This window comes from Pseudoalteromonas sp. S1650, assembly GCF_005887195.1.
Lineage (GTDB): Bacteria > Pseudomonadota > Gammaproteobacteria > Enterobacterales > Alteromonadaceae > Pseudoalteromonas > Pseudoalteromonas simplex.
Map to the genome: position 1 here is coordinate 1 of NZ_PNDF01000068.1, position 14,910 is coordinate 14,910.

General features: G+C 43.0%; 13 protein-coding genes and 3 pseudogenes. 11 read left to right on the plus strand and 5 right to left on the minus strand.

What is annotated here, in order from left to right:
• The 6 genes and pseudogenes from CWB80_RS17760 to CWB80_RS17785 all read left to right on the plus strand — a co-directional run.
• Positions 1-300 (plus strand): annotated as a pseudogene (locus tag CWB80_RS17760) (DUF2931 family protein); the annotation flags it as partial.
• A gap of 451 nt (positions 301-751) precedes the next feature.
• The gene (gene leuA / locus CWB80_RS17765; RefSeq protein ID WP_063528590.1) at positions 752-2,299 is read left to right on the plus strand and encodes a 2-isopropylmalate synthase; all 1,548 of its coding nucleotides are present in this window, start codon (positions 752-754) and stop codon (positions 2,297-2,299) included.
• The gene (leuB, locus tag CWB80_RS17770; RefSeq protein WP_054554475.1) at positions 2,296-3,372 is read left to right on the plus strand and encodes a 3-isopropylmalate dehydrogenase; all 1,077 of its coding nucleotides are present in this window, start codon (positions 2,296-2,298) and stop codon (positions 3,370-3,372) included. The genes leuA and leuB overlap by 4 nt, the downstream gene beginning before the upstream one ends.
• A gap of 58 nt (positions 3,373-3,430) precedes the next feature.
• Positions 3,431-4,831 (plus strand): 3-isopropylmalate dehydratase large subunit, encoded by a 1,401-nt coding sequence (gene leuC, locus CWB80_RS17775; RefSeq protein ID WP_138600990.1) that lies wholly within the window; start codon positions 3,431-3,433, stop codon positions 4,829-4,831.
• The gene (gene leuD, locus CWB80_RS17780; protein ID WP_138600992.1) at positions 4,831-5,430 is read left to right on the plus strand and encodes a 3-isopropylmalate dehydratase small subunit; all 600 of its coding nucleotides are present in this window, start codon (positions 4,831-4,833) and stop codon (positions 5,428-5,430) included. The genes leuC and leuD overlap by 1 nt, the downstream gene beginning before the upstream one ends.
• Positions 5,431-5,553: 123 nt before the next feature.
• Positions 5,554-6,146 (plus strand): annotated as a pseudogene (locus CWB80_RS17785) (hypothetical protein).
• Positions 6,147-6,148: 2 nt separating this feature from the next.
• Here CWB80_RS17785 and CWB80_RS17790 read toward each other — a convergent pair.
• Positions 6,149-6,466 carry a hypothetical protein gene (locus tag CWB80_RS17790; protein ID WP_251603649.1) on the minus strand — a complete coding sequence of 106 codons (318 nt, stop codon included), beginning with the start codon at positions 6,464-6,466 and terminating at the stop codon, positions 6,149-6,151.
• A 175-nt stretch (positions 6,467-6,641) separates the two neighbouring features.
• On the opposite strand from CWB80_RS17790, the gene CWB80_RS17795 reads away from it, so the two are divergent.
• Positions 6,642-7,088 (plus strand): tellurite resistance TerB family protein, encoded by a 447-nt coding sequence (locus tag CWB80_RS17795; RefSeq protein ID WP_054554468.1) that lies wholly within the window; start codon positions 6,642-6,644, stop codon positions 7,086-7,088.
• Positions 7,089-7,111: 23 nt separating this feature from the next.
• Here the strand turns inward: CWB80_RS17795 and CWB80_RS17800 are convergent, their stop codons facing one another.
• Positions 7,112-7,681 (minus strand): NADPH-dependent FMN reductase, encoded by a 570-nt coding sequence (locus CWB80_RS17800; protein ID WP_138600997.1) that lies wholly within the window; start codon positions 7,679-7,681, stop codon positions 7,112-7,114.
• A 115-nt stretch (positions 7,682-7,796) separates the two neighbouring features.
• Here CWB80_RS17800 and CWB80_RS17805 point away from each other — a divergent pair, with 115 nt between their 5' ends.
• On the plus strand, positions 7,797-8,690 hold the full coding sequence (locus CWB80_RS17805) for a LysR family transcriptional regulator (RefSeq protein WP_054554466.1): 894 nt from the start codon (positions 7,797-7,799) through the stop codon (positions 8,688-8,690).
• Here the strand turns inward: CWB80_RS17805 and norR are convergent.
• The gene (gene norR, locus CWB80_RS17810; protein WP_054554465.1) at positions 8,687-10,249 is read right to left on the minus strand and encodes a nitric oxide reductase transcriptional regulator NorR; all 1,563 of its coding nucleotides are present in this window, start codon (positions 10,247-10,249) and stop codon (positions 8,687-8,689) included. The two genes, CWB80_RS17805 and norR, sit on opposite strands and share 4 nt — an antisense overlap.
• A 156-nt stretch (positions 10,250-10,405) precedes the next feature.
• On the opposite strand from norR, the gene CWB80_RS17815 reads away from it, so the two are divergent.
• Both CWB80_RS17815 and hmpA read left to right on the plus strand, forming a co-directional pair.
• A complete protein-coding gene (locus CWB80_RS17815) occupies positions 10,406-11,638 on the plus strand; it encodes an NnrS family protein (RefSeq protein WP_138600999.1) in 1,233 nt (410 codons plus the stop codon).
• A 20-nt stretch (positions 11,639-11,658) separates the two neighbouring features.
• The gene (gene hmpA / locus CWB80_RS17820) at positions 11,659-12,822 is read left to right on the plus strand and encodes an NO-inducible flavohemoprotein (RefSeq protein WP_138601001.1); all 1,164 of its coding nucleotides are present in this window, start codon (positions 11,659-11,661) and stop codon (positions 12,820-12,822) included.
• 114 nt (positions 12,823-12,936) lie between these two features.
• Here hmpA and CWB80_RS17825 read toward each other — a convergent pair.
• Positions 12,937-13,590 (minus strand): annotated as a pseudogene (locus CWB80_RS17825) (endonuclease).
• A gap of 116 nt (positions 13,591-13,706) precedes the next feature.
• Here CWB80_RS17825 and CWB80_RS17830 point away from each other — a divergent pair.
• A complete protein-coding gene (locus CWB80_RS17830) occupies positions 13,707-14,060 on the plus strand; it encodes a VOC family protein (protein WP_054554461.1) in 354 nt (117 codons plus the stop codon).
• Here the strand turns inward: CWB80_RS17830 and CWB80_RS17835 are convergent.
• Positions 14,035-14,760: a PepSY-associated transmembrane domain-containing protein gene (locus tag CWB80_RS17835; RefSeq protein ID WP_138601003.1), complete on the minus strand. Its 726-nt coding sequence runs from the start codon at positions 14,758-14,760 to the stop codon at positions 14,035-14,037. The genes CWB80_RS17830 and CWB80_RS17835 overlap by 26 nt on opposite strands.
• Positions 14,761-14,910: the final 150 nt, after the last annotated feature.

Genomic DNA, 14,910 nt, shown 5'->3' on the forward strand with positions numbered 1-14,910 from the left:
GTATACGACCAAAAATTCCCGGAAAAAGTGGCGGTTGAATGGCTCGATAAATCAGAAAATAGAATTTATTACGGTGAAGTGGCCATAGATAAGGCGGGATATAAATTAGTTAAAAACTTACCCCCATTCACTGCGCACACAGGTAAAGTTTTTAACGATGTAAAACCCTATTTAATTATTGGTATGGGTGAGACCGGTGAAATAAAAGTGTGGCTATCAAATACACCTTCAGCAGGGTTCACAGGTCGTGTATTACATGAGCTTGGCTCAGGGCAAGCGCAGTGGCGTGAGAATCAATGATGTTTTTAGAGCACCTCACTAAATAATTAGATTTTTTCCTCGTACTGTTACTTTATGTGTATGTGATAACTGTCACATTTAAAAGTTAATCTAAGCAATAGAAGCTTTACCTTCCGAAACTTTAAACGTTCAATGCATTCAATTGGGTTTAATTAACCTTTAAAGCGTGCTTTTATGGATTTTTAATTTCATTAACGCGATTTAAAAATCGATTTTGTGGAAAAATTATGCTTGCAAGCTGGTTTTTTGAATGTTAAAAATACAGCCACTGAACACACATTTAGTAAATTAAGATGCAAATTACACATTCAATTACATTAAAACTAAACCTCTTACTGCTTAAATCAGTGAGCGGGGCTTAGTGTATTTGCATTTGTAGAACATTAAAAAACCCCGCAACCGCGGGGTTTTTTTTATCTCGCTAATGGGTCATTGGGAACGAGGACAGTTTATGAAAGATAAGGTTTGGATTTTTGACACAACGTTACGTGATGGTGAGCAAGCATTAAAAGCGAGCCTAACCGAAGACGACAAAATTCAACTTGCGCATACCATTAGCCGCTTAAATGTGGATGTAATGGAAGTGGGTTTTCCGGTATCTAGCCCGGCAGATTTTCGCTCTGTACAGCGCATTGCGACTGAAGTGAAAGGGCCGATTATTTGTGGCTTAGCACGTGCAGTAGCAAAAGATATTGAAGCATGTGGTGAAGCACTTCGCCCGGCAGAGCAGGGCCGTATTCATACATTTATTGCAACCAGCCCATTACACCTTGAACACAAATTACGTATGAGCTTAGACGATGCAACGGCAATGGCTGTTAAGTCGATTAAACTTGCGCGTAACTACACCGATGACGTTGAGTTTTCGTGTGAAGATGCAGGTCGTACACCGCATTGGGATTTATGCCGCATCGTTGAAAGCGCTATTGATGCGGGTGCATCAACTATCAACTTACCTGACACCGTAGGCTATGTAACGCCAGACGAATACGCTGCGATGATCCATCACTTAATGAACAATGTGCCAAATATCGACAAGGCGCGTTTAAGCGTGCATTGCCATAACGATTTAGGTTTAGCGGTTGCTAACTCAATCGCAGCGGTACAAGCCGGTGCTCGCCAAATCGAATGTACGATTAATGGTATTGGTGAGCGCGCAGGTAACTGCTCGCTTGAAGAAGTGGCGATGATCATGAAGATGCGTGAAGACCACTTGAAAGTGCATACTGATATTCGCAGTGAAGAGATTTACCGTGCTTCGCGCCAAGTCGCGAAGATTTGTAATATGCCAGTGCAACCAAACAAAGCAATTGTTGGTGAAAACGCCTTTGCACACAGCTCAGGGATCCACCAAGACGGCGTATTAAAAGCACAAAACACTTACGAAATTATGTCGCCAGAAAGTGTTGGTGTACCAAATAACCAATTAAACATGACTTCGCGTTCAGGTCGTCATGTTATTGAGCATCGTTTAGAAGAGTTAGGCTATCAAAAATCTGATTACGATATGGATAGCTTATACAGCAGCTTCTTAGCATTAGCAGACCAAAAAGGCACTGTGTATGACTACGACTTAGAAGCGATGATTTACTTTAATCAAATCAAAGATAAAGACGAAAAATATCAACTTGAGTTTGTTAACTCGACGTCTAACTCACAATCGGTGGCGAGCTCAACAATCGGCATGACAATTGATGGTGAGTCAAAGCAAGAGGCCGCAACAGGGAATGGCCCTGTAGAAGCATCATTCTTAGCAATTGAGCGCTTAACGGGTATGTCGGTTGAGATGATTGAATACAACCTAGAAGCAACAGGCCAAGGTGCCAGCTCGCTAGGGCAAGTGAATATTATCGCTAAATACGATGGTCGCCCATATCACGGCGCGGGCATTGCAGCGGATGTGGTAGAAGCGTCAGTACGCGCCATGATCCGCGTTTATAACTTAATTTATCGTGCACAAAAAGTGTCTGATTTAAAACAACAGAGGAAAGCAGGATGAGTCAATCGAATTACAGTATCGCAGTATTAGCAGGCGACGGGATTGGTCCAGAAGTTATGGCAGCAGCAGAAACCGTCTTGGATGCTGTAAGCGAAAAGTTTGGTTTTACTTTGACTCGTCATCACCACGCGATTGGAGGTGCTGCCATTGATGAGTTTGGTCAGGCACTGCCGCAAAGCACACTGAGTGCCTGCGAAAATGCCGATGCGATTTTATTTGGCTCGGTAGGCGGCCCTAAGTGGGAAAACTTACCGCCGAATGAGCAGCCAGAGCGAGCTTCACTGTTGCCATTGCGCAAGCATTTTGGTTTGTTCTGTAATTTACGCCCAGCACAATTATTACCAGCACTAAGTGCTGCGTCACCACTTCGTGCAGATATCAGCGCACAAGGCTTTGATATCTTATGTGTGCGCGAGCTAACCGGCGGTATTTATTTCGGTGAAAAAGGCCGCAGTGGCGAAGGTGAGCAAGAAGCCGCTTTCGATACCCAAACATATTCACGTAAAGAAATTGAGCGCATCGCACGCTTTGCATTTGAAGCCGCTAAGCTGCGTAGTAATCATGTTACCTCGGTTGATAAAGCGAATGTGTTAGCGACCAGCGTACTTTGGCGTGAAGTGGTCTCTGAAGTAAGCAAAGATTACCCAGAAGTAAGCCTTGACTACATTTATGTTGATAACGCGGCAATGCAGTTAGTAAAACAGCCAAGCCAGTTTGATGTATTACTTTGCGATAACTTATTTGGCGACATTTTGTCTGATGAGTGCGCGATGATCACAGGCTCTATGGGCTTATTACCATCAGCGAGTTTAAATCAGTCTGGCTTTGGTTTGTATGAGCCAGCTGGTGGCTCAGCACCTGATATCGCTGGTAAAGGGGTGGCAAACCCAATCGCGCAAATTTTAAGTGCTGCGCTTATGTTGCGCTACTCACTAGGTCAAGATGAAGCGGCTCGTACGATTGAAAAAGCGGTGGCAGAAGCGGTTGAAGCAGGTGTTGGTACGCCAGATATCTACCCAAATGCAGGGTACACCACCAGTGATGTTGCTGCGGCAATTGTGGCACGTATTTAATTAAAAATTGTTTGCGCTGAGCTCGTCACTCAGCGTAACTAAAATGAGGGAATAGCAAGTGGCCCAAACCTTATACGATAAAATTTGGCAAGCTCATGTAGTCGCCAGTATAAATGATCAAACCGATTTACTTTATATCGACCGTCACCTAGTTCATGAAGTTACATCGCCGCAAGCCTTTGCTGGTTTACGTGAGAAAAACCGCAAAGTACGTTGCCCAGAAAAAACCTTTGCGACTATGGACCATAATGTTTCAACAAAAAGTCGCTCATTAGATGCTGCGAGTGAAGTGTCGAAAAATCAATTAATGGCACTGTATGCAAACTGTAAAGAGTTTGGTATTCAACTTTATGATTTAAATTCGATTAATCAAGGTATTGTGCATGTAATGGGGCCTGAACAGGGCATTACCTTACCGGGCACAACCATAGTGTGTGGTGACAGCCATACCTCTACCCATGGTGCATTTGGTGCACTAGCGCACGGTATTGGTACTTCAGAAGTTGAGCATGTTCTAGCCACTCAAACACTGCAGCAGAAAAAAGCCAAGTCATTAAAAATTCAAATAAATGGTCGCCTACGTCCAACCGTTACTGCCAAAGATTTAATCATGGCGGTGATTGGTAAATTAGGCACTGCGGGTGGTACTGGCTATGTTGCTGAGTTTTGTGGTGAAGGGATCGAAGCGCTGTCTATGGAAGCGCGTATGACGCTTTGTAATATGAGTATTGAAATGGGCGCAAAAGCGGGTTTAATCGCGCCAGATCAAACAACTTATGATTATTTAAAAGGTCGCCCATTTTCACCACAAGGTGCTGACTTTGATAGTGCCGTTGCCTACTGGCAAACACTAAAAACTGATGAAGGCGCAGAGTTTGATCATGTTGTTGAATTAGAGGCTGCTGATATTCAACCGCAAATTACGTGGGGTACCAGCCCTGAGCAAGTGATTGGCGTAGATGAATTCATTCCTGATCCTGAGCAAGAACCAGACCTAATCAAAGCTGATGCAATACGTAGCGCACTAAAATATATGGGTTTAAAAGCCGGTGATAAATTGTCTTCTGCGACTGTTGATACCGTATTTATTGGCTCATGTACAAATAGCCGAATTGAAGATTTACGTGCTGCTGCGCAAATTGTTGAAGGTAAGCAGGTTGCAGCGGGTGTTGAAGCGCTGATTGTTCCTGGTTCTGGCCTTGTAAAAAAACAAGCTGAAGACGAAGGCCTTGCAGATATCTTCAAAGCAGCTGGCTTTGAATGGCGTGAACCAGGTTGTTCAATGTGCTTAGCAATGAATGACGACAGATTAGAAGCCGGTAAACGCTGTGCGTCGACCTCTAATCGTAACTTTGAAGGTCGCCAAGGTCGCGGTGGCCGCACTCACTTAGTGAGCCCAGCAATGGCTGCGGCAGCGGCAATTCATGGTCGTTTTGTTGATATCAGAGGAGAAGCCTAATGAGCGTATTTTTTAGTGGCTTAATGGCCCCGTTAGATAAAAACAATGTTGATACTGACCAAATTATTCCAAAGCAGTTTTTAACTTCGACCAGCCGTGATGGCTTTGATGCGGCGCTTTTTTACGATTGGCGTTATTTAGATAACGGTGAGCCAAACCCTGAGTTTATTTTGAATCGTCCTTGTTACCAAGGTGCGCAAGTTCTTTTAACTCGCGACAACTTTGGTTGTGGTTCATCGCGTGAGCACGCGCCATGGGCATTAAAGCAATATGGTTTTGAAGTTATCTTAGCGGAAAGCTTTGCCGATATTTTCTTTAATAACTGCGGCAATAACCAAATGCTTGCTATCGCATTACCAGCAGAAACACTTGAGCAATTATTTGTGCTGAGTGAACAGCATGATGATATTCATATCGAAGTTGATTTAGAAAACCAACAACTTCGTAGCGATAAGTTTGACACTATTCACTTTGATATTCGCCATGACATTAAAGAGCGTTTATTAAGTGGCTTAGACTTTATCGGTGTGACTGAAACACTTAACAGCCAAATTGATGCCTTTGAGCAGCAACTTGCAGCAGAACGCCCTTGGCAATAACCTGTTTTTTCCATGTGAACCTAAACGCGGCCAAGGTCGCGTTTTTTTGTTTTTTATCGTAATTGTTTTCTTTATGGCCTTTAAACAATTAGTCTAAGCAAAATTTTATTTAGGGAACACACCATGAAATATTTAGTGGCATCGATGCTCTTGGCAGCATCACAGTAGCAGCTGCGCGACCTGCACCGTTAGTGTCAATTCCAAGCCATGATGGCTTTTTTGATAATATTGCTGCCCATTGCGGTAAAGCTTACGAAGGTAAAGTGAGCGTTGATAACGCAGCTGGCCCGAGCTCATTTGCGGGCAAAAAGTTAGTAATGCATGTACGTCGTTGTAACGAGCGTGAGTTACAAGTGCCATTTCATGTAGGGGATGATGCATCTCGTACTTGGATCATCACAAAAACGGGCAGTGGACTTAGTTTAAAGCATGACCATCGCCATAAAGATGGCAGCGATGATAAATCAACCATGTATGGTGGGCATACTCTTGATGCGGGTTTTGCTAACGCACAGTCGTTCCCGGCTGATCAGTATTCAAAAGAGTTGTTTGTGAGTCAAGGTATTCCCCAATCAATGGGTAACACGTGGCAAATGTATATTTATCCAAAGCAATTTACGTATCGCTTAGTGCGTGAAGGACGTGAGTTTCGCGTTGATTTTGACTTAACAAAACCTATCACGCCGCCAAGCGCGCCGTGGGGATATGAAGACTAGTACTATTTAGCTTCGTCTTCACACTGTAAAACAACCGTTAAAGGTGGCTGATAGGCGCGTGGTTTAGTTGGAAAACGTTCATACTCCTGCACCCCATCAGTCACTCTTAGCATAAAAGGTTTGTCTCTACATAAGCGACTTGCATGGCGCAGTAAGAATACGCTTTGATTGCGAAAGTGCTTGTAGTCGTCAGACTGAATTTCGAGGTGGTAGCGGCCGTCGGCCAATTTAGTTTGGTAGTAATGGACTTTTTCGTCGAAGTCATAGAGCTTTTCGGTTTCGCCTTTTGCTGCTTGTGCATTACTGCACCCCGCTAACATTAAAACGGCGCTAATTAATAGTGCTTGTGTACTTCTCAGTTCACTCATAAACACTTAACTCCATGTGATTAATACCTTGTTTCATCGTGATGTTGAACCTGAATTAGCATCCATAGTCAAACTAAGGTAACGTTACGTCTTACATGTAGTCTAACACCCAAAAAGGGAAAATGTGATGCTCAATAAAATAAAACAGCTGTTTTCAGCGCTGAATGATACCCAATCTAGCATTACTGAGCATGACCTAAAAACCGCCGTTGCTGCGTTATTGATTGAGGTTATGCGTGCAGATAATGAGTTACAAGATGATGAGCAACAGACCCTGAATGAGACCTTAAAGAAGTATTTCTCGCTTAACGAGGAAGAGGTTCAAGAGTTAGTTGCAAGTGCATCGCAAAGCCTAGATGATGCAATAGATTATTTTCAGTTTTCAAAGCAAATTAATGCCCAGTGCAGCGCCGAGCAGCGTATTGATATCATCGAGCTGTTGTGGCGTTTAGCCTACGCAGATGGCAATTTAGATAAGCATGAAGAAATGGTTATTCGCCGCGTCGCAAGCTTGCTGTATGTAACTCATGAAGACTTTATCGCTGCTAAGCTAGCAGCGACAAAGCTAAGTTAGTAGCGATAAAACTAGGCTAGCAATTATTTATTTAATTTGCTCGCTACGCTCACAAGTTGCTGGGCAAGGCTGGCAACTTTATCGGCTGTATCAGCATCGCTGATGCGGCCTTGCTCATCTAATTTGCTGTGGATAGCAGGCACTGCAAGTTGATCTGCAAGCACTAAACTACCAATACCCGATAAAATATCACGTACGTGATTTAAACCACGTAAGCCACCTAAACCACCCGGTGACGATGCATAAAGTGCTGTGACTTTATTTCGAAAAGCAGGCACTGCACCTTGCTCTGTACGAGATGCCCAATCGATTGCGTTTTTAAGTGGTGCTGTAATTGAGCCATTATATTCTGGGCTTGCTAATAAAATACCGTCAGCTGCGCGAAGCTTATCTTTCAATAATTGTGCGCCAGCAGGTGTACCTTGCGCTTCAATATCTTCGTCAAATAAAGGTAAGTTTAAATCGCTTAATTTAATCACTTCTACTTCAGCACCACTTTCGAGGGCGAAGCGCGCAGCTTCATTAATCAGTTTTTGATTAAAGCTGTCTTTACGTAGACTGCCTGCTAGGGCAATAATTTTTGGTGCTGTCATGATGGCTTCCTTTTTTAAGCTTCACTGTTGATATACTCACTGTAGCAAAAAACAGCTTGCAGAAAAGCCAAATAAACGCAAAACTTATGTGCGTATATGCACACAAGGAGCCGTTATGGCGATTCAATTTGATGATTGGCAAGATGTAAAAGTCGCTTTTGAGGTGGCAAGGCTCGGTACGTTAACCGCTGCTGCCGAATCTTTAGGTGTTCATCACAGCACAGTGCTTAGAAGAATCAACAATTTAGAAGATAACCTTGACGCGCGGTTATTCCACCGTCATGCCCGTGGCTATACAGTGACAGAAATAGGCGCTAAGTTGTTTGCGACTGCAAAATCGATTAACGCTGAACTTGAAAAACTTCACAACGATATTATTGCCGCTGATAGCCAACTGCGAGGCAGTTTATTATTAACTACGGTCAGTGGTTTTATTGATGTGCTTAGTGATGTCTGCGAACAGTTTCAAAGCCTGCACCCGCAAGTGCAGCTCGAAGTTATTCTTGATCAAAACCGCTTACGTCTTGATCACGGTCAGGCACACATTGCCGTGCGAGCAGGTCCTCGGCCTGATGAAGGCGACTATATTGCCCAGCATTTAGCTGAACTTTCGTCAGGGTTTTATGCCTCTAAAAGTTATATTGAAAAGTATGGCATGCCAAAGAATATTGAGCAGTTGCAGCAGCATAGTTTTGTCTCTGGGGTGGCTGGCTATAACGGTAAAGTGCCTTATTTTGCATGGGTTGATCAACACATTGAACCTTCGCAAATTAAGCTACGGGTGTCTGAAACATCAGAAGCTACACGGGCGATTGTGAGGGGCTTAGGAATTGGTGGTTTACAGCATGAAGTGGCAAGCCAATACCCTGATCTGCTGCCAGTGCTTCCTAAAGAGCTAAACTGGCCAACGGATCTTTGGCTGGTAACGCATCACTTGGTGCATCGCACAGCCAAAGTCCAAGCATTTAGTCAGCTTTTAAAAGCCTATTTTAAAGATTTAAAAGCTTAAACAGACTTTTTAACGCTAATGCCTAGCCGTTTGGCTAGGCGCACAAGGTTGGCTCTATCAACACTTAAGCTACGTGCTGTGGCAGCCCAGTTTAGGTTATGTAGTTCAAGTTGTTGCATAATCAATTGATAACTAAAAGCGTCAGTTGCCTCTTTCAGCGATAAGCGAGTGGCTTTTTGTTCGTTAACTGCAACAGGGCTTGGTGCGGCAACGGCGGTTTTAGCAATATCACAATGTTCAGGCTCGATTGTGACAATGCTTTGTTGCCATTGCTGTTGTTTGGCTTTGAGTGCTGCGCGACTGATCACATGTTCAAGCTCTCTCACATTGCCTGGCCAATCATATTGACGCAGTAGTAATTGTGTATCGCTACTAAGCTTAAGTTGCTTAATTGCCAGTTTTTTAGATGTTTGCTCAATAAAAAAGCCTGCTAATAAAATAACATCGTTATCGCGCTCTTTTAGTGGTGCAACATGCAATGGGTAAACGCTTAATCGGTGATAAAGATCTGCACGAAAGCGCCCCGCAGCGACTTCTTGTTTTAAATCGCGATTGGTTGCTGCAATCACTCTGACATCAACATAACGGCTTTGATCTTCCCCCACCGTTTGTACTTCACCACTTTGTAATACACGCAATAACTTACTTTGCATGGCAAGCGGAAGTTCGCCGATTTCATCTAAAAATAGCGTGCCGCCATCGGCGAGTTGAAACTTACCCTGACGCGCAGTATGTGCGCCAGTAAATGCGCCTTTACTGTGACCAAAAAATTCACTTTCGGCTAAGTTCTCTGGTAACGATGCGCAGTTTAAGTGGATCAACGGCATGTCACGGCGTTTTGAGTTTAAATGGATATTGCGCGCAACGAGTTCTTTACCGACGCCTGTGTCGCCTTGTATTAAAACGCTAAATTCTGAGGCAGCCACCAGCTGAATATCATTTTTAAGGGTCTGCATTGCTTGGCTATTACCAATAATTTCGACACCTTCTCGTGTTAGTGCCTCAAGGTTAAGCTGCTGCGCAACTTGATGGCTGTGCTGTGCGTGTTGCATAAAATGCTGCAAGGTTAGGGCATGCTCAACATAGCCTGCAGCTAGCTGTTTTAGTTGATTGAGCTCGTTCATTGCTAAAGCGTCAAAGGCATGTTCATCTAAACTATCAAAGGTCAAAACACCCAATAGTTCGTTGTTATCTTTGCTACTCAGCAGCGGCACGCCCATGCAGGCATGAACAGGAAAGTCGCCATGCTGGCTTTGTAATAAACCATCGTAGGGGTCGGGTAGGCCACAGTCTTTGGCAAATTTTAGCGGTTCACTGCCACGGCATATTTCAAATAAGCGCGGATGCTCCGCTATTTTAAAGCGTCTTCCTAACGTATCGTCCGACAACCCATGAAGGGCTACGGGCTTTAACACATCGCCTTGTTTCAATAATAAGGCAACTGCATCACATTCAAGCCAATCATTAATGCAACTCAACAGATAACTGAAATTATGATCAACACTGCTTGCTTTGGTAAGTGCAAGTGCAACATCAAGAAGGGATTTTTTGAGCATCATGTCAATTTGACCTGAATGTGTTTTATTGATGCTTTTAATGGTGTGTCATTTTGACTTATTTATCAAGCGTCCAAATTTAACGCATTGATATTTAAAGGTTTTTATTTTTGGCTTGAACTGTGCAATAGCTGGGGAAATTAAACGCTGAGAGCACGAATGAAAGTCATTAATTTAACTGAACCTATGCCAACTAAGATCAAATTTTATCAACTCAGCCAGTGGCCGTTATGGGCATTAGCATTTCGGCCTTTTTTCTTGGCGGCAGGTGCCTTAGCTGTATTTGCTATGAGTTACTGGTTTTTAATCTTGGCGGGCTATGCACCGTGGCACCTAACAATGCCCGCAACGCTTTGGCATGCTCACGAAATGCTGTTTGGCTTTGCAGGCGTGGTTGCCATGGGCTTTTTGCTAACCGCCGCACAAACATGGACAGGTGTGGCGAGTGTAAGTGGTATTAAGCTTTGTTTGCTTAGCATGATTTGGCTTGCTGCAAGGTTTAGTTTTTTTATTGAGATTGCAGGGTTCGAGCAGCTAAACCTTTATATTGTTAGTGCGCTACAACTCGTTTGGTGGCTAGCTGGAATTATTATTCTAGCTGACATGCTGATACAGGCAAAAAGCAGCCATAACTACTTATTTGTTGTCATCGCATCTTTGCTCTGTGCGCTCAATGTGATTTTTTTGAGCTTAGTTGTACTTAATAAAATGTCGCTGGCACTGGGGGTTGTTGATACCGCTGTACTTATCATGACACTGCTAGTTGGTGTTGTGGCTGGGCGAGTTGTGCCATTTTTTACCGCGCGCGGCCTTAACCTAAGTGAACAAGTTAGAGCCCCCAAGCTCGATAAATTAGTCGTATTTAGCTCATTTTTCGCCATTGCGTGGTTTTTTATGAGTCAGCTATTTTTTAGCGCAATGAGCACCGGTTGGGTTTTTGCTTGGCTTGCTTGTTTACATTCAGCCCGGTGTGTTTTGTGGTGGCATAAAGGCATTCTAAAAGTGCCTTTGCTATGGTCATTACACGTGGCTTATTGGGCTTTATCGGTTGGTTTAATACTCGTCGCGCTGAGCTATTTCAGCCCAATTATCTTATTCAAAGATGCGCTTCATCTGATCACTGTTGGCACCATAGGTGTGATGATCATCGCCATGATGGTACGTGTCTCTCATGGTCACACTGGGCGCGCATTACAAGCCCCTGCGTACATTAGTTTGGCATTTGTACTCATTGTGATAGCTGCCATTGTACGTTCGTTACTTCCCGTTTATTTAGGTCATCACCTTGCATGGCAGTTAAGTGCGTTGCTGTGGGTTGCTGGCTTTAGCTTATTTTTATTTCATTGTGCGCCCATCTTAGTGAATCGTCGTGTTGATGGTCGCCGCGGTTAATCTCTCCAATAGGAAAAACTATGTTATCTGAAAAAACGATCCAGATTGTTAAAAGTACTTTGCCGTTGCTTGCACAAGCAGGCCCTCAAGTGACTGAGTATTTTTATGATCGTATGTTTAGCTACAACCCAGAGCTTAAAAATATTTTTAATATGACGCATCAGCAATCGGGCTCTCAGCAATTTGCGCTATTTAATGCCTTAGCTGCCTACGCGGCAAATATTGATAACTTGGCAGTGTTAAAAGGTGCGCTTGCGCGCATTAATCATAAACACACCAGTTACCATATTTTGCCAGAGCATTATCCTATTGTTGGTGGACATCTGATTGCGACTTTAAAAGAGTTATTGCCAGAACAATTTACTCCTGAGGTCGAGTATGCATGGCGTGAAGCCTATTCATTATTAGCGGATGTATGTATCAATGAGGAGATGTCGCTATATCAAAAAACCAAAAAGGCACCGGGAGGTTGGTTTGGTACTCGTACTTTCACAATTACAGAAAAACGTATGGAGTCATCGCAAATTTGCAGTTTCATATTAACGCCTGCCGATGCAAAGCCTGTTGTGGCGTATTTACCGGGCCAATATTTAGGAATTAAAGTAACGCCAGCAAACAGTGATTTAACGCAAGTTAGGCAATACTCTTTATCACAGCAAAGTAATGGCCACAATTACCGAATTAGCGTTAAAGAAGAAGGCTTGGTATCTAACTACCTACACAGCTTAACTGAGGGGGATGAGGTAGAAATTTACCCACCTGCAGGCGACTTTGTGCTTCGCGAAATCGACTCGCCTGTTGTATTGATTTCTGCGGGTGTTGGTCAAACCCCAATGATGGCGATGCTAGAAACACTATTAAGTAATCAACCTAACCAGTCAATCCATTATCTACATGCTTGCGACAGTGAGACGCAGTTTGCCTTTAAAGAGTATTTATTTAAGCAACAACAAGCGCACGCTTCATTACATTGTGTTACCTGGTTTAAAGATGGCAAGGGGGGCGATTTTGCGGGCTTGATGGATGTAAACCACATCGCTGACAGCTTACCAATTAGTAAAGGTGACTTTTACCTGTGTGGCCCTATCGCCTTTATGGCAATGATCAAAGAGCAACTACTAAGTATTGGGGTTGCAAGTGAACGCATTCACTACGAGGTGTTTGGCCCTCACCAAAGCTTATGATGTAAAAGGCGTAGCTGAAGCTGCGCCTTTTTTGTTAGTTAACTTCGCGCTCTAGATCAGGAAGTGAAATACGGAGCTCTTTTTGTACTTTAGAAGCCCATAAGAATTTCACTATTAGAGTAACTTACGATTGCTAATTTCAGCTATTTCAAGCTTTTGCCACGATTCAAATAGCTTGCGTTGTTTGTCTGATATTTTTAAGCCATAGGTTTTTTGCATATAAAAATAGGTATCGGCTATTTGCTTTCTTGCATAAATGGGTGGCTCAAATACGCGCTGCTTAAAGTCGATTTTTACAGGGCATGCTCCGTAACTTGCACTTGATGTTGACACCATGCCGTAGCGAAAGTTTGAACGGTCAGCATTGATCTCGCCTATAGCAGGGGCAAGGTTATTAATGTCGGCTTCCATTTGACGGAATTTCGCACTGACCTTTTTACAGTTTTTACGACCGCCATCTTGCCATCATTGTAATTGATGACCAAACTCCCAGGCAGGCACAATATGCTCCCACTCTATTCTTTTTGCGCGGGCATTCTCTTTTCCTGAGCGGGTGACAGGGTTTCTAGGAATATAACCACACGCATCAGGATCTGGCACAAGTTTTTTACCTTGGCGCTTTATGTCGCAGCCACAATATAAGCTTTTATTGTTGCTTGGTAGGTTCTTAATTAAATGCTTTTTGGCACTGTAAAAGCTCGAAAATTCTTTAGCGGATATAGGAAAAGTGAAAATAAAACACAGGGCTAAGTATAGAAATAAACGCATATCCATCACATCAGTGAACTACAGGAAGCGCTATTTTAGAGCGACTATTCTAAAAATGAAAAGTTTTTCAACTCAGCTATAGTTGTTAGGCCGTTTTAATTAAAGGAATTACAACTATGTTATTAGGTGCCTTCTCAGTGAGTTTAAATGTCAAAGATATTCGTGCTTCAAAGCAGTTTTATGAAAAGCTAGGTTTCAACGAGTTTGCTGGGGAGATAGAACAGCATTGGCTAATTATGAAAAACGGTGAACATTTAATTGGTTTGTTTCAAGGTATGTTCGACAAAACCATGCTGACCTTTAACCCAGGGTGGGATCAAAATGCTGAAGCTTTGGATGAATTTGCAACCTTTGAGCAATTAGCTGCACAATTTCAGCAACAAGGATTAGAAATACAAAAGGCCGGTGACGCGAGTTTTATTATCACCGACCCAGATGGCAATCCTATTTTGATTGACCAACACGTGTAGCTGGCTTTTTACGTTTAATTCGAACGTTTTGTAGTAACAAGAGAACTCCTGTAATACAAAATAGTACGCTGGTGGCCGAGAAGCTGATGAGTAGTGGATTGTTAAAGTTCTCACGCTCATCATAATCCATAATGTGTAGCATCCAGAAAAAGTCGAAAATGCGCCACAGGGTGCTGCGCACAGTAATAAGGTTACCGGTTTGGCTATCTAAATATAAGGTTGTTGATCGCCAATCATCAAAGCTTACTTGCCAAACATTGGCTTTGTGACCGACTTCTCTAGGCCCTTTTGTTAATAACTGCGCTTGCGTTATTTTTGCGTCAATAAGCAGGTGAGCTTGCGCATTTTCAATGATTTGCGCTTTACTCGGTGCAGGCATTTTAGCACCTGTTCTACCATCAAAGTTGAATGTACCGCTAGAGGTTGTTACTTCTATAATCGGTGTATTTAGAAAGTGGCTATATTTAATACCTTCGATTTGCTCAAATTGCGCTGTTATTTTATCAATTGAAGCAGGGTAGTCCGACAATAAAAATGGGCTACTTAAACTGCGATTAGCCAGATGCTTACCATGCACTTTTTCAAGTGGTAATGAGCTCATTACCAGCCCTCCTAAGAGCCAAAAAAAGATCTGCAAAGCAAGTAAGTAGCCAAGCCATTTATGCCCTTTACGAGCATACTTAAACAGGCGTTTATTCATTATTACCCCGTTATTATTGTTATGTGGGCGCTATTTTAGGTTGTTTAGCTAGATTGCCAATGCGGCATAATGTCGCATTAACTGTATTCTAGATTTGGTATATATACAAAACTGAGTTAAAGTTTCAGTCGATATCAATAGAGGGTAAAA

Coding starts and splice junctions, on each gene's coding strand:
- CWB80_RS17835 (WP_138601003.1), bottom strand. CDS start 14,760: ATGAATAAACGCCTGTTTAAGTATGCTCGTAAAGGGCATAAATGGCTT.
- CWB80_RS17830 (WP_054554461.1), top strand. CDS start 13,707: ATGTTATTAGGTGCCTTCTCAGTGAGTTTAAATGTCAAAGATATTCGT.
- CWB80_RS17800 (WP_138600997.1), bottom strand. CDS start 7,681: ATGACAGCACCAAAAATTATTGCCCTAGCAGGCAGTCTACGTAAAGAC.
- CWB80_RS17805 (WP_054554466.1), top strand. CDS start 7,797: ATGGCGATTCAATTTGATGATTGGCAAGATGTAAAAGTCGCTTTTGAG.
- CWB80_RS17815 (WP_138600999.1), top strand. CDS start 10,406: ATGAAAGTCATTAATTTAACTGAACCTATGCCAACTAAGATCAAATTT.
- norR (WP_054554465.1), bottom strand. CDS start 10,249: ATGATGCTCAAAAAATCCCTTCTTGATGTTGCACTTGCACTTACCAAA.
- leuB (WP_054554475.1), top strand. CDS start 2,296: ATGAGTCAATCGAATTACAGTATCGCAGTATTAGCAGGCGACGGGATT.
- leuA (WP_063528590.1), top strand. CDS start 752: ATGAAAGATAAGGTTTGGATTTTTGACACAACGTTACGTGATGGTGAG.
- leuD (WP_138600992.1), top strand. CDS start 4,831: ATGAGCGTATTTTTTAGTGGCTTAATGGCCCCGTTAGATAAAAACAAT.
- CWB80_RS17795 (WP_054554468.1), top strand. CDS start 6,642: ATGCTCAATAAAATAAAACAGCTGTTTTCAGCGCTGAATGATACCCAA.
- CWB80_RS17790 (WP_251603649.1), bottom strand. CDS start 6,466: ATGTTAGCGGGGTGCAGTAATGCACAAGCAGCAAAAGGCGAAACCGAA.
- hmpA (WP_138601001.1), top strand. CDS start 11,659: ATGTTATCTGAAAAAACGATCCAGATTGTTAAAAGTACTTTGCCGTTG.